Origin of the sequence: Gardnerella sp. Marseille-Q9185 (assembly GCF_046508745.1) — a bacterium.
Lineage (GTDB): Bacteria > Actinomycetota > Actinomycetes > Actinomycetales > Bifidobacteriaceae > Bifidobacterium > Bifidobacterium greenwoodii.
Genome location: NZ_JBKFWK010000005.1, coordinates 50,202 through 73,671, shown reverse-complemented (window position 1 = coordinate 73,671; position 23,470 = coordinate 50,202). Strand labels below are relative to the sequence as shown.

The following is a 23,470-nucleotide window of genomic DNA, read 5'->3' as shown; positions in this document are numbered from 1 at the left end:
CGGAAAAAGTTTAGTTTTACAAAAATAATTAAGGTTATTCGCACAAAGACCGGAAATCGCTATAAACAAGAAACACACGCAAGACATTGTGCAGTATACAATATCTGTTATTCGTATTATCAACTCTAAAAGGAGACTGAGTAAACTCATGGCTGAAAACGTTAAAGCCGTAACTCTGGAACATGTAAAAAATTATTCCAAGCACTTCAACGAGCAGCGTGCAAATCTTTTAGCGGCAAATGCAGCAGTAACAAATGGCGTGCTTAAAGCTGCAACAAGCTATCAAGGAAAGCGCGCGCTTCCACGCGAATTCTCTGTGGAATTAAAGCAAGGAAGCATTACAAATCAAAAACGTTCCGGGCGATGCTGGATGTTTGCATCCCTTAACACTTTGCGATATGAGTTAATGCATAAGTGGAATTTAGATGACTTTGAGTTTTCAGAAAGCTACCTGTTCTTCTGGGACAAGATTGAAAAAGCAAACGCGTATTTGGAAAACGTGTTGGCCACTTTGGATGAAGAACTTGATAGTCGAGTTTTTGAAAGCATTAACTACGGTCCGATTGACGACGGCGGTTGGTGGCAAATGTTCGTCAACCTGGTAAACAAGTACGGTCTTGTGCCGAAGAGTGCGTATCCAGATTCACAGAATGCAACTGACTCCGACTCCTTTGTGCAGTACATCAATACAAAGTTGCGCGAGTTTGCTTGCGAATTGCGCGAGGCTTATAAGAACGGCTCTTCTTTGGAAGAATTGCGCGAAATGAAAGTCCGCGATTTGGAAACCGTTTACCGCATGACCACTATTGCACTCGGCGAGCCGCCAGTAAAGTTCGACTTCTTCGCGCGCACTAAAGATGACGATGACAAGAAGGACGAGAAAAAGAACGAAAACAAGGATGGCGAAGAAAAGAAGGACGACAAGCCAAAGACTGGCAAGGACGAACGCCCAATGATTCGCGAATACGGAATTACTCCACTTGAATTCGCTAAGAAATATGTTCCTGTTGACGTAAACGACTTCGTAACATTGTGCAACTCACCTATGAAACGAACTCCTTTCAACAAGCGCTATCAACTCAAGTACAGCACCAATGTTGCTGAAACAGATGAGCTGGAATTTGTGAACGTTCCTATTGAAGTGTTCCGAAAGGCAGCTGTAGATCAACTCAGCGACGGCCACCCAATTTGGTTTGCTTGCGATTGCACACAGTTCTCCTTGAGAGATAGCGGATTCTTTGATCCTGCAGTAGTTCGCGTTGACCAACTCTTCGATATTGAATTTACATTTGATAAGGCGAAGGGTTTGGAATACATGGATATTCCAGGCAATCACGCTATGACATTTACAGGCGTAAACTTAGACGAAAATGGCAACCCGGATCGCTGGAAGATTGAGAACAGCTGGGGCAAAGATGCAGGCGAAGATGGCTACTACGTTGGCTCTGCCGACTGGTTCGACCGCTACGTTACTGAAGTAATCATCAATAAGAAGTATCTTGACGAAGCAACTCTTGCCATCTTAAAGCAAGAGCCAGTAATGCTTGAGCCGTGGGAGCCGCTTTCAAAGCGCTGCCGCTAGTTTAAGTGCTTAAACTTATAGGCGCAGATTGCTTTTTGCAGTCTGCGCTTTTTAATTAAAAAGAAGCCCGGCGGGAGGAAACCCGCCGGGGCAGAGAGAAAGAGAGAAGAAGGTTTCAATTATGGGGTTCGCGAACGAACCTCGCTAATGGCGAACCATTAACATATGTTAGTATAGCTAAACTTTCGTCCAAAGAAAAGAGTTTTTCCTTAAAATTTCCTTAAAATATTTTTTATTAAGAAAACTTGCTATATTTTTTGTTATTTTATAACGATTCACCTAAAATTTTCAACCTATTCGCCGCTATTTTCCAAAGATTTTTTTGCAGCAGCAAGTCTTTCGGCTTCGACACGCTGACGCTCGGCCAATGCAGAAGCAAAACGTTCAAGCTCCTCATCAACCGCTTCCTTCGGAATCTTAGCAAAAATAGGAGTTGGCTTAGGAACAGGCGTTCCCGCAACCAATTCCTCACTCTCCCACGGATGCACAGTTTCACCCAAACGATAATCACCCGTAATAATCGGATACTTAAAGTCCGGATTATCCAAATCCTCTACTTCCTCAATATGAGGCAACGGTGAGAACACGCCAGTGCCACCAAGAGCTTCCCAAACCTTTTGCGCTGCATGAGGCAAGAACGGAGCAAGAAGATGATTAGCATCAGAAACAGCCTGCGCAGCAACATGCAATACGGTTCCGAGACGAGCTTCGTCATCCTTAATCTTCCACGGCTCAGTTGCGGAAATATATTTATTAATATCCGCAACTACTCGCATTGCTTCCGTAAGAGCATTCTTCTGACGATGACGCTCAATCAAGCTGCCGACCAAAGCAAAAGCATCAGAAGTTTGATCAAGCAAAGCGCGATCCATTGAAGTCATAGAATCTTCATCCAAAGGAGGAATCTCGCCAAAATTCTTATTGATAAGATTTGCCACACGGTTAACAAGATTGCCCCAACTTGCAGCAAGCTCTTCGTTATTATGACGAGCAAACTCAGCCCAAGTAAAATCAGCATCAGAATTTTCAGGGCCTGCAATAGAAATGTAGTATCGCACAGCATCCACAGGATAACGAGCCAAAATATCCTTCACGTAAATAACAATTCCTCGCGAAGAACTGAACTTCTTGCCTTCCATAGTCATAAACTCAGAAGCAACAACCTGCTCAGGCATATTAAGCGGTCCGTAAACACCAGACTCGCCGCCCTTTGATCCAGCTCCGTTATATGCGAGCATTTCCGAAGGCCAGATTTGAGAATGGAAAGTAATATTATCCTTGCCCATAAAGTAGTATCCAGGAGACTTAGGATCACACCACCAGTCGCGCCAAGCATCCGGCTTACCCTGCCTGCGCGCCCACTCAATAGAGGCAGACAAGTAGCCAATAACAGCGTCAAACCACACATACAAGCGCTTATTCGGGTTATCAATCCAACCTTCAACAGGAACCGGAATACCCCAATCAATATCGCGCGTAATAGCTCTAGGCTTTACTTCCTTAAATAAACCAAGCGAGAAGTTAATAACGTTAGTACGCCAACCTTCACGCGAATGAAGCCAATTAACATTCGCCTCAGCCAAAGACGGCAAATCCAAGAAGTAGTGTTCAGTTTCTTCAAAGCGAGGAGTTTCTCCGTTGATCTTAGAAACAGGATTGATAAGCTCATCCGGATCAAGCTCATTTCCACAAGCATCACACTGGTCGCCGCGAGCGCCATCCGCACCACACAATGGACAAGTTCCCTCAATATAACGATCAGGCAAAGTACGGCCGGTAGAAGGCGAAATTGCAACCTTCTGCGTACCTTTATAAATATAACCGTTCTTTAAGCACTGGCGGAACATTTCCTGAACCACATGCTCATGGTTTGCGGTTGTTGTGCGCGTAAACAAATCGTAGCTTAAACCTAAATCGCATAAATCCTTAGTAATTACGCGATTGTAACGGTTTGCAAGCTCTTGCGCAGAAACGCCTTCTTTATCTGCCTCAACCAAAATAGGCGTGCCGTGTTCATCAGTTCCAGAAACCATCAACACGTCATTGCCCTTCATGCGCTCGTAACGCGCGTACACGTCTGAAGGAACACCAAATCCAGCAACGTGACCAATATGACGAGGGCCATTAGCGTAAGGCCATGCAACATTCACCAAAATATGACTCATAGGCAAATATTATCTTGTTCAGCGCGGACAGTTCTAGACGAATATCAAAGAAAAATTTAGAGAAAAGCGCAGAAAATAGCGCAAAAATGGCGTAAAAATAGCAGATTCTTACGAATATTCTAATTGTGAATATGTGCAAAACTTTTAGCTAATACGAATTATATGCACTTAAAAACAATAGCGATTCAATATTGATTAAGTATCTATTCAAATAGCAATTCACATATCCACAATTTATTTATTTAATCTTATTTACCTCTAAAAATTTTCATAATCTCAATTCTTAAATCAATAAAAAGAGAGGAAGAATATGATTGATCAACAAATGGCATATACGATTTGGAAAATCAGCAAAATAGACAACGAAGAATTCCCACCTCTTCTTGATAACAACCATTTACCTGGTCCAATGTGCATGAAAAAGCTTTCTAAATTTGGAATATTTAACCGCTTAACATCTAATACCGGCTACTCGCACAAAACGGCTATTTCTATGTGCGGAAGAAGCAATATAGTAAACGATTTAATACCTTCGGAAAGTGTTGCTTGCTTATTTACAGCTGCGTGGGTGTGGCTTGGTGGAAATTTTCCTGAAAATATAGATGTTATTGATTACGGTCATTATAGAAGGAAACCACACGGTCACACAATTCGATCATTTCGTAGGAAATTAAACGAAAAAGACTATGTTACTCTTGGAAAAACTCGCATAACAACTCCGGAGCGAACAATATGCGATTTAGCATATACGCAAGGAGATAGTGAAAATTACGAGTTATACAGAAAAAGCATTGCAAACTTACTAATATCTCACTATCGCGTAGATTTGCACGAGTGCAGACGTATTATTGACAGCAATCCTTATTTTCCAGGCTCTGTGCGCGCAAGAACTTGGCTGAATGATATTGCGAATGAAATAAGGAAACCATGGAAATGAAATTCAACTCATTCGCGAAGGAGCATGCAAGCTCTCCTCCTAAGCCGCCAATACTCCTTACGCCTGTTGTTGCAAGCGACCCCTCAACAAATCCGGAAATCTTGTGGCATATTGCAAAACATATACCCGAATTGCGTAAATGGGTTATTGCAAATCCTTCTGCAGACGCTCATCTTTTAGAATACATTTCTCAACAAGGCGGACCGGATGTTCGTCACAGTTTTGAAGTGTTATTTGCATCTTATGATAGCGATATATGACATCTATTACGGCAGACTTAAGACAGACTTACAGCAAGACTTACAGCAGGCTTAAGGCAGGCTTACGGCAATAGTTTTAGGATTATTGGAAATTTATACGAAAATTCCCTACTCAGCCTCACCTTTTTGTTTAAGGCATGCTGCGTAAACTTGCTTACGATTTGCAAAAGAACCATCTAAAAGCGGATGCTCTTTTACTACTTTCGTAATTGCTTCTTTAATGCGCAAACCTTCCTTTTCTGCGCAATCAGCCGCAAGCTCAGCAAGAGCATCTACGCTTAAATCTTGACTTTCTGCTCTAACTTCATCATCGTTAGCTCCCCCAATAACCAGCACAATCTCGCCACGAGGAGGATCAGCCAGCACGCCGTCGTAAATACTTTGCACATTCCCGCGGCGAATTTCCTCAAAATCTTTAGTAAGCTCTCGGCACAATGCCATTGGTCTATTAGGGCCAAGCACGGCTAATAGATCTTCCATAGCTTCTGCAATTCGGTGCGGAGCCTCATAAAACACGATTGTTCTGCGCTCTGCTTTAAGAGAACGCAAATGTTGCTGACGCTCACCCGACTTTCTTGGCAAAAAACCTTCGTAGCAGAAGCGATCAGTTGGCAATCCAGAAAGCGCAAGAGCATCAAGAACCGCACTAGGGCCTGGAGCGCATGTAACAGGAAGCTCACGTTCAATAGCCCGGCGAACAATTGCTAAACCCGGATCGTTAATAGTTGGCATTCCGGCATCTGAAACCACAAGAACCTTAGCACCCTGCTCTACTTCATCCAGCAAACCGTCGGCCTTATTTCGCTCATTGTGATCGTGATACGCAACAACGCGCCCAGAAACATGAACCCCAAGTCGATTCGCCAAATCGTAAAGCCTACGCGTATCTTCAGCTGCCACAATATCAGCAGTTTCGAGGAGATTTATTAGCCTAGAAGAAGCGTCACCAATATTACCAATTGGCGTTGCGGCAAGAAAAACCTTGCCGCATTTACTACCAATAGGCGATTCTGCGAGAACGACTTTGCTACGTAAATTACGATTTCCTGAAGTATTATTTTTAATTTCTTCAGATTCGGTCTCGCTCATTTTTACTCCTTGCCAATTCACACAATCTTTGGCATTGGTGTTGTAAGAGATGCAGTAAGGTTTACTTGCACAACTCCAGCACCAGCGTGAACTTCCACCTTTTTTAAGGTAACTGTGCGCTCACCAGCAGGCTTGCGATCGTCATCCGTCATGGTTGCAGGAGACTTAACTGCCACCAACGCAAGGCTGTTAAAATCAACACCTGCATTTGCGCACAAATCTTGCGCTGCAGACAGAGAATCAACAAAGCCATCTTTTTCAATAATGCGATTAGCTGGAACACCGTAGGCTTCTTCACACAGCAGCTTAATTCGATTCATAAGAGTGTTGCCGCGCCTGGATTCAGGAGCATACGCTTTAGTATCTTCACTAATTACAGACACAAAATCGTCAAGCTGATCTGCCAAACCATCGCCGCCGTCGCGGAAAAGATTGCCAACAATCGGCTTCCTAAATCCTAATGTCTTAGCTTGTTCCAATAATTCAGGCACTTTATCATCCTCGCCTTCCCACAAATTAATAAGTGGGAAAGTAGGAATATTAAGAGATTCAAGACGAGCAACATGGAATGGGTATCGCCAAGACAAATCTGGATCGTCGCGCCAAGTTGTTGCACGAGTTACAACCACAGCTGCAGCAGGCCAAGCCGCACCAAATTCGCGAGAAGCAATATCAATCCACTTTTGAGCGCCAGCATCAGTGCCATAACCAGCTTCTACAACAACAACATCGTGCTCAGCGCAAGCCATTTCAACACTTACCAAGCTTGGAATGCCAAGCGAAACGTTTGCAAACGGGCCGCAATGCACATAAATCGGCGAACCGTTAATAGTTTCTGTTTTTGCAGGCTTCACAGCATCGGTAAGAATATTGGTAATTCGCCACAAATCAACGAAATCACCAAACTTACGAGGAACACCATCCTTCGTGCCAGCAAGCATTGAGGCAACGCGTTCGGAAATCTCATCCATGCTGCGCGAAAGAACAACAATTTGCATAAGCTCGCATGTTGGAGTCAAAACAACTCGCTCAGGAACAGTGCCCTTGCCATAATCAACAGCAATGCTGCGAAGCGAACGAGATGGAACTTCACTTACGCGAGGAACCAAAATCGTATCAAGCACGCCTTCATCAACTGCTTTTTCTGCAAACGACACAAGCAAATTCTGCGCGCAAGCAATAGCAGCCATCTCACCGCACAAACCCCAATCAATAAGCTCAGGATGAGAAAGCGAAGACTTACCGCCGCCACTTGCGCCGCCTTTAGAGCCGGCTGCAGTAATGCCCATGCTTGGCTGACGAAGAACGGCAGCAGCATCAACACCGCGCTCACGCAAGGCATCAACTAAAGCAATCGTAGTAGTTGTTTTACCTTCACCACGAGATGCTTTCAGCGGAGTGTCTGCAGTAACAAGAAGCACTTTTCCGTGCTTTCGAGGCTGATCAGGATTCTGCTTTAAATAGTCCAAATACCCGAAGGCATCAATCTTTTTAACCAAGCCGAATGTTGTTGTGTATTTATCAATAATGCTCATGTTCCCCACTTTCATAGGCATAATGCATAAATGCATATTTTATATAATTTAATGATCAGAACGGTTAAAGCCATTCTTCATACGCATACTTGTAATGTAAAGAACATTATCAAGCAACGCGTCTGTTTCCTTCTTCAACCTTTCTGCCATGCCATCATTCGCGTCAGCCAAAGCCTCACGCACTTTTTCGTCGCGAAGAGCGGCAATAATTTCTTCCGGATTTCGCACAACATCGCCGCAATAACCGTCTTCATCACATTCACGCTCTGGCTCGTAATCGCTTAAAGAAACGCCAAGCAAATCAGCAATTTCTTTATCTGTGCGCTTAACCATTGCATGCCCAAGAGAGCCAACAGTTTCCTGATAACGCTCAATCGTATTAGCCGTATCGTTAAACGCAGCATCGGCAAGAGCTGCAATAATGCGATTCGCCCAATAGAAGTTTTCGCTTGTTACGCGAGTAGTTGTATCTTCCAAATATTTTGGAGTGCGATTTACATTCGGATAGAACGGCACCAAAGCGTTGAAAGGATTAGAACCGTAAGTAATCCACTGAATTGCACGCATTTCTTCCGGCATGTAAGGACGGATTTGCATTACAGCAAGCTCGCTTTGACGGTTAATGCCGATTGGGCGCAACATGTGGCGAGTGTGCTCATCTCCAAGCTTTCCGTAAGGATCATATTCAGTGCCCTGATAATGCGAGCTCAAAACGTACTTAACGTCCTCAATTGTTACCTTGCGTTCTGGCTGACGCGCCCAAGGAATGTCGTTGCTGTCCGGACGATGGTCCGCATCCTTACCATCCCACACTTCGTCATACGGATTCAAGAAGCGCTCCATAAACCATGCGCGAGGCGTGTTATAAACATGATCGGAATCCGAATGGGAGCCGAAAGCATCGCGCGGGTTGAAAGGAGAAGCGTTTTCAACCGACAAATCCAAGTGATTTTCTTTAATAAATTCAAGCAAATCAGCAGAGCACATGTGCTCTTCTTGCTCACCAAAAGCGTCATCCAAGTCAAACTCGTCAATACCAAGCTGGTTTGGCATAACAACATAAGCTTCATCCGGCACGCGCTTAGCAATCCAATGATGGCCACCAACAGTTTCAAGCCACCAAATCTCGTTTACGTCCGAAAATGCAACGCCGTTCATCTCATAAGTGCCGTACTTTTCAAGCAACGCACCCAAACGCTCAACACCTTCGCGAGCGCTACGAATATAAGGCAAAACAATCGTCAGGAAGTCTTCTTCGCCAATTCCGCCTGGAACTTCTGGCTTGTAGTCAGCATCTCCAACTTTGCCTTGTTCTTTTTGAAGCTCAACCATTGGGTCTGCGCCTAACACGCGCTCATTGGATGTAAGCGTTTCGGTTGCGCTCATTGCCACGTTTGCTTCGTTAACGCCAGCTTCTCCCCAAATTCCTTCACGCAAATCAGCATTTGGCACGCTTGTGTATTGCATTGGATTATCCGGCAACTCAACTGTTACGTGGCTAAGCACGGACTTATAAACGCGAGGCTGATCTTCTGGCTTTACTACTACTAAGCGCTTTGGATTAAATTCGCCATTTGCGGAGTCTTCGTTACGCGCAATAAGCGTAGATCCGTCGTAGCTTGCGCCGCGTCCGACGAGAATTGTTGTGCATGCCATTTGCAGCCCCCATTTGTGAGTTTTAATATTTTACTAATTTTTATTCCTGATTGATTCTATCGCTAGTTACTTAAATTAGGCGCGCCCAGTAAAGAACATTCCGCCCGCATCTACGCCGTGAGTGCAGTTACGAATTTCTCGCAACAATTCATTCATATAGAAGCCTTGTTTAAGATTTGGCAAAGGTTGTTCCGTACCAAAAACTTCAAACATATATTCGTGATCTTTATCTGGAGGCTGCGGGCCGTTGTAACGCATGGTGATTGCTGGGTCTTCACAACCAACGAATCTGCTTGCTTGCGAATTGCGTCCTTGAACTGCTTCCGGAATCATCGATGGCATTTTGCGCGAAAAATCTTCCGGAATTTGCAAAGCGTGAGAATCGTTAAAATCAAACATTAACGCATCTACTGGCACATTTGCAGCCGTCCAATGAATCCATTCAAAACCGCATACCGGTATTGCATCATCGTCAACAAGTCGCCAATGCAAGTAGTGCACAAAAGATGGCATATTGTCAATATAAAACGGGAATGAAACTACTGGAACTCCGTTAATTTTATTCTGCGACGGTGCAGCTTTAGAATAATCGTCCGGAATAATAGTGAAATCTGTAGAAATATTCATAATTCAAGTATCTACTATTACACAGCACTAATCAACTGCGCTAATAAATTACTTATTCGTTATTAACGCAGCGCGCAAACTGCACTAGTAACGATAAACCGCCAATATTCGTTACTAACGCAGTCAGCAAACTGAGAAAATAACGATGTTGAAGCTTTATCTATAACTTTAAAGACTAATAAGATTAATAAAAATGTGCGCTCAGCCATAAAGAACTGGGCGCACTGATTTAGAAAATGGAGATTTTATACTCGATTTTTACTTTGCTGCATCCTCCTTATTAGCAGCCATAGCAGCCTTCTTGGCAGCACGCTCTTGTTCCTTAATGCTTTCAATGAACTCAGCATGCTTTACTGCAGGAAGCCAGCCGGTGTTAACAACCTTAACCTGCCATACCCAAGCCAAAGCAAAGATTATAACTGCAAAAACAATCAAGCTTACAGCACCAACGCCTGCACCAAGGTGTGCGAAGTTACCAACAACAGTGCCAACCCAACCAAAGTCAGCATCGCCGAAGGTGGAGTTTGCCAAACCGAAGGAACCCATAACCGTGAGCAATACTGCTGGGAGGAATGTAATAATCAAACCGTTAATGAATCCACCGAGAATAGCACCGCGACGACCGCCGGTTGCGTTGCCGAATACGCCAGCACCGCCACCGTCGAAGAAGTGAGGAACCATGCCAGGAAGAATCAAGGCCAAGCCCCAAGCCGGTCCCATCCACACTGCAATAATACCAAGAGCTACAAGGCCACCAACGAAGGAAGCCAAGAAGCCAATGAGAGAAGCGTTAGCACCGTATGGGAACACGATTGGAATATCCAATGCTGGGCGTGCGCCTGGAACAACCTTGTTAGCAATGCCCTGGAATGCAGGAACCAATTCGCCCAAGATAATACGAACGCCGTAGAGGATTACGCTAACGCCAATGCCGAACTGCAAAGCCTGAGCAAAAGCAGCCATGTAGAATGCGCTGTAATCAGCAGGATGAGATGCGAAAATCTTGAAGAGTTCCTTTGCTGGCAACACAATAGAAGCCCATACTGCAAACACAAGATAAAGCACAACCATCAACAAAGTGGTGGAAACCATGGAATCGCGCAAGAAGCTCAAGCCCTTAGGGAAGTTGATGTCTTCAGTAGACTTTGACTTCTTACCAACAGCAGCACCAACAGCACCAGAAACAATGTAGCTTAAGGAGTTGAAGTGGCCGATTGAAAGCTTATCGCTTCCGGTAATGCGGTTCATGAATGGCTGAGCAAAAGCTGGCAAAACAACCATAACAGTAGCCATAATAATGGAGCCAACGATAACAATAAGAAGCTGGTTGCCTGCACCAAAGCCTACAGAAAGCACCAAAGCCAAAAGCATAGACATGAACACCATGTGGTGACCAGTCAAGAAGATGTACTTTAGTGGAGTAAAGCGAGCAGCAAGAAGCATAAGAACGAAGCTAAGAACAATAATGTATGCAGAGGTAGCACCATACTGTCCTGCAGCCTGAGCTGTAATAACCTCGTTTGTAGGCACAACGCCGTGTGCACCAGTAGACTTCAAAACTAAGTCACCAAATGGAGCAAGAGCGCCAACAACAACGCCAGCACCTGCACCCAAAATGAGGTAACCCATAGCAGCCTTTAAGCCGCCCGCGATAACTTGTCCTGCACTACGCTTGAGTGCAATAAGACCGATTGCTGCAATAATACCAATCAAATAAGCCGGCACATTCAAAATCTGCTGACTTATGAAATTCAAAATCTGAACTACAATGTTCATTTTTATTTCCTTCTTTTTTATTCCATAGGGAAAAGCAAATACTATGAGTAATTACTATACGTAACGCTCAAGTACGCTCTTCACCTCTTCAACATCCATGAAATTTTCAATTGTTTCCACAGGAGTGGTAGTGCCCTCAAGCTCTGGAGCAAGCTGAGGAGATGTGAGAACGAGGTCGTTCATATTAGCGGTACCTTTTGCACTTCCAGCGTCGGAAGTAGTAACCGTAACATCAAGACCAAGGTCTGCTGCTGCAGCCTCAACATTGATTTTGAGCAGTACAGACGTGCCAATGCCGTTTCCGCATACGCACAGAATATTCATAATAGCCTCTTTCGTTGAGTTATCATTTTTAATTTTACAAAATTAATTTATGATTTAACATCTAACTTTTAAGAATCGCGCGAATTTCTTCAGCATTTTTTGCTTGCGCAAGTTCCTTAGTTTTTACAGGATTAGACAAAGCTGCAGCAACTGCGGACATAACCCCAATATGCTCGCTTTCATCGTGACCTGCAAGACCAATAACTAAAGAAACCGGATCGTTAGCAGCATTGCCAAATTCAACAGGCGTGCTTAATCGAACCCAGCTTAAACCGCTTTTAAGAACCGCTGCAGATGGCCTTGAATGAGCCAAAGCCAAGCCTGGAGCAATAACAATATATGGCCCCATTTTCTCAACGGTTTCAATCATTTGATCCGTGTATTCGTCAGTGGTAAAGCCAGCTTCTCGCAAAGCATCGCCCGCAAGACGAATCGCATCGCGCCAATCCTTAGCCGCAATATCAAGATTAACTGCAGCGTCCGGAAGAAGCTCGTCAATATCAGCGCTCATATTTTCTCTTTTCTAATTATTTTTAATTTTTTACTATTTTTTAAATTTTGTAATTATTAGATTTTGGTTATATTTAAATTTTGATTATTCCTGCATAATCGAACGGTAGAACTTTCCAGCTAAAGCCTCTTGAGCTTTAACTTTTGCTTCATCAAATGTAGTCTGAGCAAGTTCTGCACGAACATCATCCAAAGCAACTGGAGTCATAGAAAGCGAGTTAATACCAAGACCAGTAAGAACAACCGCTAAGTCTGGATCCGCCGCAGCTTCTCCACAAACTCCAACTGGCATACCATGAGCGTTACCAGCGTCCGCAATCATTTTGATTGCACGCAACACAGCAGGATGCCAAGCAGTTTGGTAATTAGAAACAGATCCAAGCGTTCGATCAGCCGCAAGAGTGTATTGCGTCAAATCATTCGTTCCAATAGAAACAAAATCAGCAACTTGAGCAACTTCTTCGGCAACCAAAGCAATAGAAGGAACTTCAGCCATAACGCCAACCTTCTTAAGACCTTTAGATTTACCAAGCTTTACAAAATACGCTGCTTCACGCTCATCTGAAACCATTGGAGCCATTACCCACAAATCTGCATTAGTGGCAGCATCAGCGCGAGCCAAGGCCTGCAACTGTCCGTCTAAAACATCCATATGCTGCCTTAAAGTACGCAAACCACGAAGACCTAAAGCAGGATTTGGTTCATCTTCTGGAGTCAGGAATGGCAACGGCTTATCTGCTCCAGCGTCAAGCAGACGAATAACAACTTTTTTGCCATCAAATTGAGATAGCAGCTTTGTGTAGGCTTCTGTTTGCTCTTCTACACTAGGAGGCTGCTCGTTACCTATAAACAGAAATTCTGTGCGGAACAAGCCGACACCTTCAGCACCATATTCATGCGCAATTTGAGCATCCGATGGCTTGCCAACATTTGCCAAAAGCGGAATCAAATGACCATCTTTAGTGCTTCCAGGCATTCCACGCAATTCTCGCGCACGATCTGCACGCTCACGAGATTCACGCACGCGCGCAATCTCTTCTTCCGAAGGTTCACTCACAACAGTTCCGCGTACAGCATCTACCACAACCATCTGATGGTTCTTTAACTGAGTTGCATCTCGCGCGCCAACAACGGCAACGATTCCGCGAGCGCGCGCAAGAATAGCCGTGTGGCTTGTAGGACCGCCGTCGATTGTAACAATTGCCTGAACCTTGCTTAAATCAAGCGAAGCAGTATCGGCAGGAGAAAGATCCCTAGCAACCAACACAAAAGGAGAATCGCTTTCTGGCACTCCAGGCGCTTCGACACCAAGCAAGGACGCAATAACTCGCTGGCCAACATCGTGCAAATCTCCCGCACGCTCAGCCATATAGCCGCCAAGATTGCGCAGCATATCTTCAAACTGCGCAAATCCTTCCCAAGTAGCGCGTTCAGCTGTTTTTCCAGCAGAAATTCCAGCTTCAATCGCACTTATTAATGCTGGATCCGACGCCATTTGCGCAAGAGCCTGCATAATTGGTGCTGCTTTTTTAGTTCCTTCATCCGCTGCTTTAAGAGCAGTTTCCGCACGCTGTTGCAAGTCTTTGTTTACTGCATTTAGAGCGTTTTGTACTGAAATCTTGGCATCTTCAATTGATATTGCCGTAGGACGAGCCACGTCTTGTGGCTCTCGCAAAGCAGGTGCCATACACAATACTTCACCAGACGCCATTGAACGACCAATACCAACACCAGTGATTACCATACTTAAACCCTCCTTTAGGTTTAGACGCTTTACCACAGCTGCAACGCCGCAGAAGCATTTCTTGTAGGTAAACGTTTCTTACTATTGAAACTATACACCATTAAAAACGTTGTTACAACAAGTGAAAACGTTTTCTGTATTTTTCAGTTAATTGTGTTACACTTAACATTAAAAATAGCAACAAAAAAAACCTTAAGAAAAAAAACTTTGCTTTTATACGAAAGTAAGATAAAAGTAGAAATTATTAATTTTTATTCAAAGGAGAAAAAATGTCAGTCGCAACTCGCACCGTTACCATTGAAGACCCTGTTGGCATTCATGCTCGCCCAGCATCTGAATTTTCTCAAGCAGCAATGGCATCAAATTGCACTGTAACAATTGCAAAAGGCGAAGGCGCTCCAGTAAGCGCAAACAGCATTCTTTCAATTATGGGCTTGGGAATTACCAAGGGTGATTCAATCACAATTACAGTAGACGGCGACGATGCTGAAAATGTGGCAGCTAAGCTTGTAGAAGTAGTCACGAAAGGCGAATAATATAAATAAGCAAATAAACAATACTTACTTTTAATATTCACTTTGCGGTGCTGTTTACCAATAACTACAGCACCGCACTCATTCGGAGGCACGTATGACAAATCAGACAAATCAAAATGCCTCCATTACTCATGTAGCGGCGCTCGCAAAAGTTTCAATCGCAACAGTATCCCGCGTACTTTCTGGCCGTCGAGCAAAAGATGACGATATTGCAAAACGAGTTAGAAAAGCTGCAGAACAGCTTAATTATTCAGTAAATTATGCAGCAAGTGCATTAAGAAGCGACACGACTAACACAATAGGCGTAGTAATGAGCACAAGCAACGTAGACGATTCGTTCAACGTAAACATGCTTTCCGCTCTTGACGAGGCTGCTCAGACAATAGACAAAATACTTCTTGTTGGAACAGGAAAAGATGCCGAAACACAAGAAGAGCGCATTGGGGAACTTATTGAGCACAATGTTGACAGTCTTATTGTGATACAGTCTAACAATATTGATTTAACAAAAATACTTGAAAACTACGTAAATAATCTTCCAATTGTGCAAATCGGCGGCACTGCAACTTCGTTCCACATTAACTGGGTTGGCATGGATCAAGAATCCATGATGGAAGCTGCTTTAATACATCTTTCACACCACGACGCGCACAATATTGCTTATTTAAGCGGAAATGTTGACTCCACACAAAACGCAAACTTATTCGCTAATTTCCAGACTGCCGCAAGCCGATTAAGTCTACTTCCTGAGCCAGATTGGACGACTTTTGGCGAGCTTACTTATCAGCGTGGATTTAAGGATACTATGAGGCTCTTTTCCACTTCTGCAGCTAAGCAATCACGCAGACCAGACGCTATTATTTGCGCAAACGACGCCGTGGCAATGGGAGCTCTTTTGGCTTTAGATGAGCTTTCTTTAAAGGTTCCGCAAGATGTGCGCGTAATAGGTTACGGAGATAGCAGGCAGGCAAAAATATCTGAGCCTAAGCTTTCTTCAATCAGGCCTCCATACCAGCAGATTGCGCGCGAAGCTATTCGCTTAACCACTGTTGATAAGTCCGAACAACATTGGCTTCCAGCACACATGGAGTTTAGGCCAGAAATTATGCGCCGTGAATCAACTAACGCGCCGAGAATAGGCACAAGCGATATGTCACTTCCGTGGCGAATATAGCAAAACTCTACGTTACTTTTCTACAAAAGCGAGCAAAATAGAGCTTCAAAAACAAGAGTTGCGTTACCATTCCTAGCCAAGCGCTTACGAGCTGTAGCAATGTTGTCAACAAAATCAAGCGCCTGCTTCGCCGTTAGTCTTTTAGCAAGTCCCACAATTCCAGACTTGTATTCTTGATTTATTATTGGCGAAGTATCCTGCGCATTGTTAAGTATTACTAAAACGTCTCGATACACGCTGCTAATTGCGTCTAAAGAACGACCCAATACGTCGCGACTTACACGAGTAACTTTGCGCTTTACCTCATCTTTTTTACCAATTGCGTTATAAGCTGTGCGCAATTTTGGCGCAATACGATCGCCTTCTTTTAAGCCGTTAATTCTTAAAAATTCTTTCTGCTGAGCTTCAACATTTCGCTGAACTTCATCTTCTGCTTGAGCTTTTGCGTCTTCAATAAGCATTGCAGCAAGCATAATTGCGTCAGCAGCATCATGCATGCGAAGCAACCCTGCAACTAACTCATCTCGCCTACCTAAAGCACGCTCGTCGCTTGCGTAAATCAACGCGGTTTCTATATTTCCTTGAGAAAGTCTAGCTGCGCGACTTGCTAGCTTATTATCCGCATCCGTTTTTTTAATAAGATATTCTGCTACAGACTGCTCATCCGGCATGGCTAATTGCACAAGTTGTGTGCGCGAACGAATTGTTGGGAGCACATCTTTAGCGCTTGAAGCACAAAGAATCCAAATAGTGTGATTGCTAGGCTCTTCAATCTCTTTAAGAAGAACGTTTGTGCTGCGTTCCAACATTCTGTCAACGTCTTCAATAATTATTATTCGCCACGGAGCAGTGCTAGGCATTTGCTCTGAAATTCCAATAACTTCACGAACATCGTCAATACTGAGAGTAACACCTTCGGTTGCAAGCGTATGAACATCCGGATGCGAGCCCGCTAAAACTTCTTTGGCAGTTTTACTAAGCTCTTCTTCCCCATTAATATTTCGATTTGCGTCTAAACAATCCGGGCTTTCGAGAGCAGCAGCAAAAGCGCGCGCAACTTGTACGCTACCGAAGCCGGCAGCTCCGCAAATTAGCCAAGATTGGGCTATTTTACTGGCGTCCGCGCAAGCAACTTTTTGCAAACGCTTAATCACCTGCTCTTGACCAACTACATTATCCCAAACGCTCACTGCTTCACCACCTAAATTTCGATTTGCCGCATTTTATTTAGATTCAATTTGCGCAATTAAATTATTCACATCGCTAGAAATTAGTTCCGCTAAGGATTGTGCAGAACATGTTGCGTCTAATACACGATACCTATTTGCAGATTCTTGCGCTAAATCCAAAAAAGCTTCTCGAGTGCGACGCTGGAAATCAATTCCGGCTGATTCCATTCGATCTTGCTCACGATGCAAACGCTCAAAAGCTGCTTCTGGCTGCATGTCTAGCAAATAAGTGCGATTAGGCCACAGAGAGTCAGTTGCCCACTCGCTTAAAGTTCGCACATCATCCATAGTCAGTTCGCGGCCGCCTGCCTGGTAAGCAAGAGAAGAATCAATGTAACGATCTGTAATTACTACCGCTCCACGGCTAAGCGCTGGGCGAATCACTTGAGCAACATGCTGAGCGCGATCTGCTGCGAACAATAAAGCTTCAGTTCTAGAGGACACATAAGATCCGTGCAACAATATTTCGCGCAAAGACTTTCCAAGATCAGTTCCACCCGGCTCGCGCGTAACTACAACTTCTCGCCCCAAAGATTGCAAATGCTTTTTCAGCGCCTCAACTTGCGTCGTTTTACCAACGCCGTCAATTCCTTCAAAAGAAATAAATAAGCCTTTATTTTCAGCATATTTTTCACTGTTGCAACCACAGTTTCCTCCGCAAGCGCAACCGCCTGAAAAATCACCATTCTTAGATGCCATATTTTGTGACTCCATATTTTGTGACTCCATACGCAAGGTCTATTTAATCTTTAGATTTCATTCCTATGCTTTTTTAGCGGTAGATTTCTTTGAAGCGGTCTTCTTTGCAGAAGTTTTCTTTGCTGTAGATTTTTTCGCAGTAGACTTCTTTGCGGAAGATTTTGCAGTGCTTTTAGCAGCACTCCTCTTGCGTTTTACAGGTCCAGCTGCGCGCTTTTGAGCCAATAGTGCAAACGCATCCTGAGGGTCAATTGATTCAGGCGTGTACTGCTTTGGCAAAGTGCGATTCGTTTCGCCGTCAGTAATATAAGACCCGTAGAAACCATCTTTAATTACAACAGGCTTTCCTGTTTCAGGATCCGCACCAAGCTCACGAAGAGGAGGCTTAGCCGCGCCGCGAGTACGCTTACCGTACTTTGGTTGCGCAAACAAAGCTTTCGCTTCTTCTAAAGTAGTACTAAAAATAGCGTCTTCACTAGCTAAAGAGCGCGTTTCTGGCTTAGATTCCACAGTTTCTACGGCAGAAGCATCTACAGCAGAATATGTTTTAGTTAAGTATGGGCCGTAACGCCCGTTGCTGGCCTCAATTCGAGCTAGTTTCACCACACCTTCAGCATCAACTTCTTCATACTCGCCAACCAAACGCGGCAAGTGCAAAAGCTGCAAAGCATCTTGCAAAGTTAAGGTTGAAGGATCCATAGTCTTAAACAAAGACGCCATTTTTGGACGCGACTTAGAAGATTTTGCGTCAGAATTAGAAGACTTAGTATCTTCATTATCCTGAGAGTCAACTAAAGCAACGTACGGGCCAAAACGGCCATTTCGCACCTCAACAGTGCCACCAGTTTCAGGATCTTTGCCCAACACGCGCGGACCTTCAGCATTGTTATCCAACAATTCTCGCGCAACATCCACGCTAAGCTCATCCGGAGCTAAAGTTTCTGGAAGAGAGGCGTGTCGAGGATTACCCTCAGTGTCCAAATGCGTAGTATCTTCCAAATAAGGTCCGTAACGGCCAACACGAACGTGCAATCCGTCACCAATATTTATAGTGTTGATTTCACGCGCGTCAATTTCACCAAGTTCCGCAACCTGCTGCTGTAAACCAATATGCGCTTCGTCAGCAGACTTCGCAGAGCCATCTCCAGAACCAAAATAGAATCTAGTTAGCCAGTCACGACCGGTTTCTTCACCGTGTGCAATCCTGTCCAAACCATTTTCCATATCCGCGGTAAACGCGTAATCAACATACTTTGGGAAGTTAGCTTCCAAAAGCTTGATTACAGCAAACGCAAGCCACGAAGGAATTAAAGCACGTCCACGCTCATACACGTATCCGCGATCAATAATCGTGGAAATAATAGTTGCATAAGTAGAAGGGCGGCCAATTTCCTTAGCTTCCAGCGTTTTTACCAAAGAAGCCTCGGTGTATCTTGCAGGCGGCTGAGTTTCGTGAGAATCCGCACTAACACTTTTAGCTTCAAGAACATCCCCGGCCTGCATTTGAGGAAGTGCCTTTTCGCCTTCGCCATCACTTTCAGCCGCAGACGAATTAGCAAAAACCTTCATAAAACCAGCAAAAGTAATTACTGTTCCAGAAGCTTGGAACAAAGCCTCACCATATTCTCCAGCAGAAGCATTTAACTTAACTGTTGCTGTAAAACCAGTAGCGTCTTCCATCTGAGACGCAAGAGTTCGCTGCCAAATAAGCGTATACAATTTAAGCTGATCTGCAGGCAATTTATCCGCAAGCTCGTCCGGACTTAAGAAACGTGCTCCAGCAGGGCGAATACATTCGTGAGCTTCCTGCGCTCCAGCAGACGTAGTTGCGTACTGCTTAGGAGATTTAGAAACATATTCCGCACCGAACGCTGCACGAGCGGCATTTCGCGCGGCCTCAATAGCCTCTTTAGAAAGCGTTACGGAATCCGTACGCATGTAAGTAATATAGCCGTTTTCGTATAAGGATTGCGCCGCTCGCATAGTTTGACGAGAGCTCATCGACAGGCGGTTTCCAGCAGTTTGTTGCAAAGTTGATGTAGTAAAAGGCGGCAAAGGACGACGACGATACGGCTTCGTTTCCATAGAGTCAACTACAAAATCTGAATTTTCAAGAGCTTTAGAAAGCTCGGACGCAAAATCAGAGTCAACATGCAAAGCTTTCTGCGACTCGCCTTTTGCAGAAACAAGCTCGCCTTTTGAATTGAAATCTTTAGAACCAGCCAGACGACGGCCAGAAAGCTCACTCATGCGCGCTTCAAAATCAACGCTTTTACCATCAGAGTCTTTAGAGCTTAAAATAGCACTAATATCCCAGTATGAAGCCTTCCTAAACGCCATGCGCTCGCGCTCGCGCTCAACAATAAGCCTTGTTGCAACAGACTGCACGCGTCCAGCAGAAAGACCTGGACCAACTTTTCTCCAGAGCACAGGAGAAAGCTCGTAGCCATACAAACGATCTAACACACGACGCGTTTCTTGCGCATCAACCATATTGCCGTCAACATTTCGAGTATTACTTAACGAGGCTTGAATAGCATCCTTAGTAATCTCGTGAAAAACCATACGCTTTACTGGCACTTTTGGTTTCAAAGCTTCAACCAAATGCCAAGCAATAGCCTCACCTTCGCGATCCTCATCAGTTGCCAAATACAGCTCGTCGGCTTTGGCGAGCGCAGACTTTAAATCGGCAACTGTTTTCTTTTTATCTGCTCCAACAACATAGTATGGAGCAAAACCATGATCAACATCTACACCAAACTTGCCAAACGCAGCTTTGCGCGAGGCTGGAACTTGGCTTGGTTGAGCGAGGTCGCGAATATGCCCCACAGACGCCATAACCGTGTATCCGTTACCCAAATACCCGCCAATTTTGCGCGCTTTCGTGGGAGACTCCACAATGACTAGCTTATGTTCAGCTGCCATATTCGCTCCTTTCCTAACACAATCAAACATACACGCATTAACTGTATGCTTCGCACTAACTGTATCGCAAGTTACGCTGTACGTCTATTAAATTCCACCTCGGTGGATAAAAGCAGATAGAGTAGACATTTTTCATGCAGCAGACGGTGGTGTTGGAGGTGCACCAACTAATCCAAGCCTTCCAAGCGGGGAAGCTGTAGAATGACGCATTACCATAATCACTCCATAAACAAGCAAAGATGCACCAATAGTCAGCCAATATGTTGCAGTATAAGATACACTAGCCGCCCACTGTGCAAAAATATCTACGCCTGGCAAAATTTGCCATATTAAATATAGTGAGTAAAGGCAAGCAAGAACACCCAAAGTAATCATAGAACTTCCTACAATTTGCACGCTAATTGAGGATCTTCTATACGCAGGCATGTCCATTCCGCTGCAACGCGTTAAAGCAAGCGCAATAAGAGTTGCTGCAGCAACTATTAGCAATGAAATAAGCACGTCGGAAGACCTGTGCCAGTGCCCAGCAACCAGTGAAAGTTGCACCAAAATAGTTATTACAGCGCTTGCAACAGCAACCCACGCACGCCAAACTCTAGAAACGGTACAAATAAGCAAAGCACAAGCCGCACAAATAAGTAGAGCATGACCAGAAGGTGCTGAATTTGCCGACAAATACTCAATATTGATAAGCATTGGTCGAGGAAGAATCTTTTTTAAAGGTTCAGCTGCTGCGGCCAAAATAATGATTCCTGCACACTGCCCAAGCAGCCACCAGCGTTTTCTAACGCAAGCTAAAACTAAAGCGACTGCCGCAATAACAACACCGAGAATAATAACAACAAGTGAATTGCAGAGCGGTTTTAAGCAAGTAGATAACCACGCTGGCATTCCTCTAGAACCAAAACCGTCAATTACCATTTCCTCGTAGCTTTGGCCGAGTATTGTTTGCACGCTCACAAACCAAACACAAACTGCAGAAGCTAAAAATATGACTGCAAGCGCAACACACCATAATATTGTGGAAACACGCGGGCGCTTAAGTAGAGGATCAAACTCGTCAACATCGTCTTCTTGTAAGGAAGAATCTTTATTTGATTTTGATTTTGCGTTCGTTTCTACGCCAGTTTTTACGCCGGTTTCTGCGACAGCTTCCGCAATCTTCTTTGAATCTAATAGCCCGACTGTAGATTCATCGCTACTAGGCACTGCAGAAAAAGCCTTAACTTCTGGCAAGTCTGGAAGCTCTTCAATATCTTTCAAACTATTGGCGTTTAAGCCGTCATTTGTTCCTGTAAATTCTTCGCTCATACTTTAGACTTTACGACAGTCTCTATGACAGCGCTAGTTTTGAGCATAATAAAATTTTGACAAAATAAAACCTCCACGCACCCACCAGAGGCCACTTACCCTTGCTGCATTTCTGCCCTGGGGGGATTGGGTGACATAGTGCCACGCGGAGGCTCTAACTATATTACACGATTTTCGCTACATGTCGAGTAGTAACAACGAGTAATAGAAACTAAAAATAAATTAATAGCTACTATTAGCAATAAATTAGGCTCTCCAAACGCTTTTACCGCGCTCTTTCGCTTCTTCAACATCTGCATTAAGCTGCAGCTCATCCGCTTCAACTTCGCCAGCAATATAACGCTCAACTAATTGGCGAGCCTCGTTATCTTCATGCTGAACTGCAGGAGACTTCATAAAGTAGGAACTTGGAGCCAAAATCGGTCCAGAAAGCTTGCGATCCAAAGCGATTTTTGCAGCTCGAACAGCATCAATAACAATACCTGCAGAATTTGGAGAATCCCAAACCTCAAGCTTGTACTCCAAGTTCAAAGGAACATCACCAAAAGTCGTACCTTCCAAACGCACAAAAGCAAACTTGCGGTCATCCAACCAAGCAACGTAGTCGGATGGGCCAATATGAACATTGTGCTCATCCATTTCGTGAGGAACGATTGAAGTTACTGCGCGAGTCTTAGAAATCTTTTTAGACTCCAACCTTGAACGCTGAAGCATGTTCATAAAGTCCATGTTTCCGCCAACATTCAGCTGATAGGTGCGGTCTAAACGAACGCCGCGATCTTCAAAAAGTCGAGCCATAACACGGTGAGTAATAGTTGCACCCACCTGGCTTTTAATATCGTCACCAATAATAGGAACTCCAGCATCGCGGAACTTTTGCGCCCACTCAGGATCGGATGCAATAAATACTGGCAAGCAATTTACGAAAGCGCAACCAGCTTCCATTGCAAATGTTGCGTAAGCTTTATCTGCCTCTTCAGAGCCGACTGGCAAATAAGAAACAAGCACATCAACATGCTTATCTCGCAAAACTTGAGCTACGTCAACAGGCTCATCCTCAGACTCATCAATCATCTCACGATAATAATCACCTAAGCCGTCGTAAGTAGGGCCGCGCATAACTTCCACACCCAAATTTGGCACGTCAGCAAAACGAATTGTGTTATTTTGTGAAGCTCCAATTGCTTCGCTTAAATCATGCCCAACTTTTAAAGAATCAACATCGAATGCTGCAACAAACTCAATATCGCGCACACGATACTGTCCAAAAACAGCGTGCATCAACCCTGGAATTTTCTCACCGTCATCAGCGTTTTTGTAATATTCAACGCCCTGAACCAGCGACGAAGCGCAATTACCTACTCCGGCAATGGCAACGCGGATGCTCATAT

The 23,470-nt window shown here is 44.3% G+C and carries 19 protein-coding genes and 1 other RNA gene; 5 read left to right on the top strand and 15 right to left on the bottom strand.

The window, feature by feature from the left end:
• The first annotated feature begins 148 nt into the window (after positions 1–148).
• A complete protein-coding gene (locus ACLD5M_RS05180; protein ID WP_375169258.1) occupies positions 149–1,582 on the top strand; it encodes an aminopeptidase C in 1,434 nt (477 codons plus the stop codon).
• Between the two features lie 293 nt (positions 1,583–1,875).
• Here the strand turns inward: ACLD5M_RS05180 and metG are convergent, their stop codons facing one another.
• Positions 1,876–3,747, bottom strand: a complete 1,872-nt coding sequence (metG, locus tag ACLD5M_RS05175) for a methionine--tRNA ligase (protein ID WP_004129240.1) — start codon at positions 3,745–3,747, stop codon at positions 1,876–1,878.
• A gap of 310 nt (positions 3,748–4,057) precedes the next feature.
• Here metG and ACLD5M_RS05170 point away from each other — a divergent pair, with 310 nt between their 5' ends.
• Together ACLD5M_RS05170 and ACLD5M_RS05165 are read left to right on the top strand one after the other, a co-directional pair.
• Positions 4,058–4,684 carry a hypothetical protein gene (locus ACLD5M_RS05170; RefSeq protein WP_375169256.1) on the top strand — a complete coding sequence of 209 codons (627 nt, stop codon included), beginning with the start codon at positions 4,058–4,060 and terminating at the stop codon, positions 4,682–4,684.
• Positions 4,675–4,944: a hypothetical protein gene (locus tag ACLD5M_RS05165; RefSeq protein WP_116794435.1), complete on the top strand. Its 270-nt coding sequence runs from the start codon at positions 4,675–4,677 to the stop codon at positions 4,942–4,944. Before ACLD5M_RS05170 ends, ACLD5M_RS05165 begins: the two co-directional genes overlap by 10 nt.
• A gap of 108 nt (positions 4,945–5,052) precedes the next feature.
• On the opposite strand, the gene rsmI is transcribed toward ACLD5M_RS05165, so the two are convergent.
• From rsmI to ptsP, 8 genes are all read right to left on the bottom strand, one after another.
• Complete coding sequence (gene rsmI, locus ACLD5M_RS05160) at positions 5,053–6,033, bottom strand: 16S rRNA (cytidine(1402)-2'-O)-methyltransferase (RefSeq protein ID WP_410314737.1); 981 nt, start codon at positions 6,031–6,033, stop codon at positions 5,053–5,055.
• A 17-nt stretch (positions 6,034–6,050) separates the two neighbouring features.
• On the bottom strand, positions 6,051–7,568 hold the full coding sequence (locus tag ACLD5M_RS05155) for a formate--tetrahydrofolate ligase (protein WP_410314736.1): 1,518 nt from the start codon (positions 7,566–7,568) through the stop codon (positions 6,051–6,053).
• A gap of 48 nt (positions 7,569–7,616) precedes the next feature.
• On the bottom strand, positions 7,617–9,224 hold the full coding sequence (locus tag ACLD5M_RS05150; protein WP_410314735.1) for a C69 family dipeptidase: 1,608 nt from the start codon (positions 9,222–9,224) through the stop codon (positions 7,617–7,619).
• A 75-nt stretch (positions 9,225–9,299) separates the two neighbouring features.
• Positions 9,300–9,851 carry a YbhB/YbcL family Raf kinase inhibitor-like protein gene (locus ACLD5M_RS05145; protein WP_410314734.1) on the bottom strand — a complete coding sequence of 184 codons (552 nt, stop codon included), beginning with the start codon at positions 9,849–9,851 and terminating at the stop codon, positions 9,300–9,302.
• 258 nt (positions 9,852–10,109) lie between these two features.
• Positions 10,110–11,627 carry a PTS ascorbate transporter subunit IIC gene (locus ACLD5M_RS05140; RefSeq protein WP_410314733.1) on the bottom strand — a complete coding sequence of 506 codons (1,518 nt, stop codon included), beginning with the start codon at positions 11,625–11,627 and terminating at the stop codon, positions 10,110–10,112.
• A gap of 54 nt (positions 11,628–11,681) precedes the next feature.
• The gene (locus ACLD5M_RS05135; protein ID WP_019260534.1) at positions 11,682–11,951 is read right to left on the bottom strand and encodes a PTS sugar transporter subunit IIB; all 270 of its coding nucleotides are present in this window, start codon (positions 11,949–11,951) and stop codon (positions 11,682–11,684) included.
• 61 nt (positions 11,952–12,012) lie between these two features.
• A complete protein-coding gene (locus tag ACLD5M_RS05130) occupies positions 12,013–12,462 on the bottom strand; it encodes a PTS sugar transporter subunit IIA (RefSeq protein ID WP_119521513.1) in 450 nt (149 codons plus the stop codon).
• Between the two features lie 84 nt (positions 12,463–12,546).
• Positions 12,547–14,205 carry a phosphoenolpyruvate--protein phosphotransferase gene (gene ptsP, locus ACLD5M_RS05125; RefSeq protein WP_308582072.1) on the bottom strand — a complete coding sequence of 553 codons (1,659 nt, stop codon included), beginning with the start codon at positions 14,203–14,205 and terminating at the stop codon, positions 12,547–12,549.
• A 269-nt stretch (positions 14,206–14,474) separates the two neighbouring features.
• Between ptsP and ACLD5M_RS05120 the strand changes: the two genes are divergently transcribed.
• Positions 14,475–14,741, top strand: a complete 267-nt coding sequence (locus ACLD5M_RS05120) for an HPr family phosphocarrier protein (RefSeq protein WP_119521517.1) — start codon at positions 14,475–14,477, stop codon at positions 14,739–14,741.
• Positions 14,742–14,835: 94 nt separating this feature from the next.
• A complete protein-coding gene (locus ACLD5M_RS05115; RefSeq protein ID WP_308582075.1) occupies positions 14,836–15,915 on the top strand; it encodes a LacI family DNA-binding transcriptional regulator in 1,080 nt (359 codons plus the stop codon).
• Positions 15,916–15,935: 20 nt separating this feature from the next.
• Here ACLD5M_RS05115 and ACLD5M_RS05110 read toward each other — a convergent pair whose 3' ends face one another.
• The 6 genes from ACLD5M_RS05110 to ACLD5M_RS05085 all read right to left on the bottom strand — a co-directional run bounded on the left by ACLD5M_RS05110 (position 15,936) and on the right by ACLD5M_RS05085 (position 23,468).
• The gene (locus ACLD5M_RS05110; protein WP_410314732.1) at positions 15,936–17,105 is read right to left on the bottom strand and encodes a DNA polymerase III subunit delta'; all 1,170 of its coding nucleotides are present in this window, start codon (positions 17,103–17,105) and stop codon (positions 15,936–15,938) included.
• Positions 17,106–17,138: 33 nt separating this feature from the next.
• A complete protein-coding gene (gene tmk / locus ACLD5M_RS05105; protein ID WP_004137145.1) occupies positions 17,139–17,843 on the bottom strand; it encodes a dTMP kinase in 705 nt (234 codons plus the stop codon).
• A 63-nt stretch (positions 17,844–17,906) separates the two neighbouring features.
• Positions 17,907–20,768 carry a type I DNA topoisomerase gene (gene topA, locus ACLD5M_RS05100; protein WP_410314731.1) on the bottom strand — a complete coding sequence of 954 codons (2,862 nt, stop codon included), beginning with the start codon at positions 20,766–20,768 and terminating at the stop codon, positions 17,907–17,909.
• 132 nt (positions 20,769–20,900) lie between these two features.
• Positions 20,901–22,079 carry a phosphoesterase gene (locus ACLD5M_RS05095; protein ID WP_410314730.1) on the bottom strand — a complete coding sequence of 393 codons (1,179 nt, stop codon included), beginning with the start codon at positions 22,077–22,079 and terminating at the stop codon, positions 20,901–20,903.
• Between the two features lie 61 nt (positions 22,080–22,140).
• Positions 22,141–22,237, bottom strand: an RNA gene (ffs, locus tag ACLD5M_RS05090) — signal recognition particle sRNA small type.
• 88 nt (positions 22,238–22,325) lie between these two features.
• Complete coding sequence (locus ACLD5M_RS05085) at positions 22,326–23,468, bottom strand: inositol-3-phosphate synthase (RefSeq protein WP_116794446.1); 1,143 nt, start codon at positions 23,466–23,468, stop codon at positions 22,326–22,328.
• Positions 23,469–23,470: the final 2 nt, after the last annotated feature.

Excerpts from the sequence above, each read along its gene's own strand:
- metG (WP_004129240.1), bottom strand. The coding sequence starts at position 3,747 with ATGAGTCATATTTTGGTGAATGTTGCATGGCCTTACGCTAATGGCCCT.
- tmk (WP_004137145.1), bottom strand. The coding sequence starts at position 17,843 with ATGGCATCTAAGAATGGTGATTTTTCAGGCGGTTGCGCTTGCGGAGGA.
- ACLD5M_RS05085 (WP_116794446.1), bottom strand. The coding sequence starts at position 23,468 with ATGAGCATCCGCGTTGCCATTGCCGGAGTAGGTAATTGCGCTTCGTCG.
- ptsP (WP_308582072.1), bottom strand. The coding sequence starts at position 14,205 with ATGGTAATCACTGGTGTTGGTATTGGTCGTTCAATGGCGTCTGGTGAA.
- ACLD5M_RS05095 (WP_410314730.1), bottom strand. The coding sequence starts at position 22,079 with ATGAGCGAAGAATTTACAGGAACAAATGACGGCTTAAACGCCAATAGT.
- ACLD5M_RS05135 (WP_019260534.1), bottom strand. The coding sequence starts at position 11,951 with ATGAATATTCTGTGCGTATGCGGAAACGGCATTGGCACGTCTGTACTG.
- ACLD5M_RS05170 (WP_375169256.1), top strand. The coding sequence starts at position 4,058 with ATGATTGATCAACAAATGGCATATACGATTTGGAAAATCAGCAAAATA.
- ACLD5M_RS05120 (WP_119521517.1), top strand. The coding sequence starts at position 14,475 with ATGTCAGTCGCAACTCGCACCGTTACCATTGAAGACCCTGTTGGCATT.
- ACLD5M_RS05130 (WP_119521513.1), bottom strand. The coding sequence starts at position 12,462 with ATGAGCGCTGATATTGACGAGCTTCTTCCGGACGCTGCAGTTAATCTT.
- ACLD5M_RS05145 (WP_410314734.1), bottom strand. The coding sequence starts at position 9,851 with ATGAATATTTCTACAGATTTCACTATTATTCCGGACGATTATTCTAAA.
- rsmI (WP_410314737.1), bottom strand. The coding sequence starts at position 6,033 with ATGAGCGAGACCGAATCTGAAGAAATTAAAAATAATACTTCAGGAAAT.
- ACLD5M_RS05155 (WP_410314736.1), bottom strand. The coding sequence starts at position 7,568 with ATGAGCATTATTGATAAATACACAACAACATTCGGCTTGGTTAAAAAG.
- ACLD5M_RS05140 (WP_410314733.1), bottom strand. The coding sequence starts at position 11,627 with ATGAACATTGTAGTTCAGATTTTGAATTTCATAAGTCAGCAGATTTTG.
- ACLD5M_RS05165 (WP_116794435.1), top strand. The coding sequence starts at position 4,675 with ATGGAAATGAAATTCAACTCATTCGCGAAGGAGCATGCAAGCTCTCCT.
- topA (WP_410314731.1), bottom strand. The coding sequence starts at position 20,768 with ATGGCAGCTGAACATAAGCTAGTCATTGTGGAGTCTCCCACGAAAGCG.
- ACLD5M_RS05150 (WP_410314735.1), bottom strand. The coding sequence starts at position 9,224 with ATGGCATGCACAACAATTCTCGTCGGACGCGGCGCAAGCTACGACGGA.
- ACLD5M_RS05180 (WP_375169258.1), top strand. The coding sequence starts at position 149 with ATGGCTGAAAACGTTAAAGCCGTAACTCTGGAACATGTAAAAAATTAT.
- ACLD5M_RS05115 (WP_308582075.1), top strand. The coding sequence starts at position 14,836 with ATGACAAATCAGACAAATCAAAATGCCTCCATTACTCATGTAGCGGCG.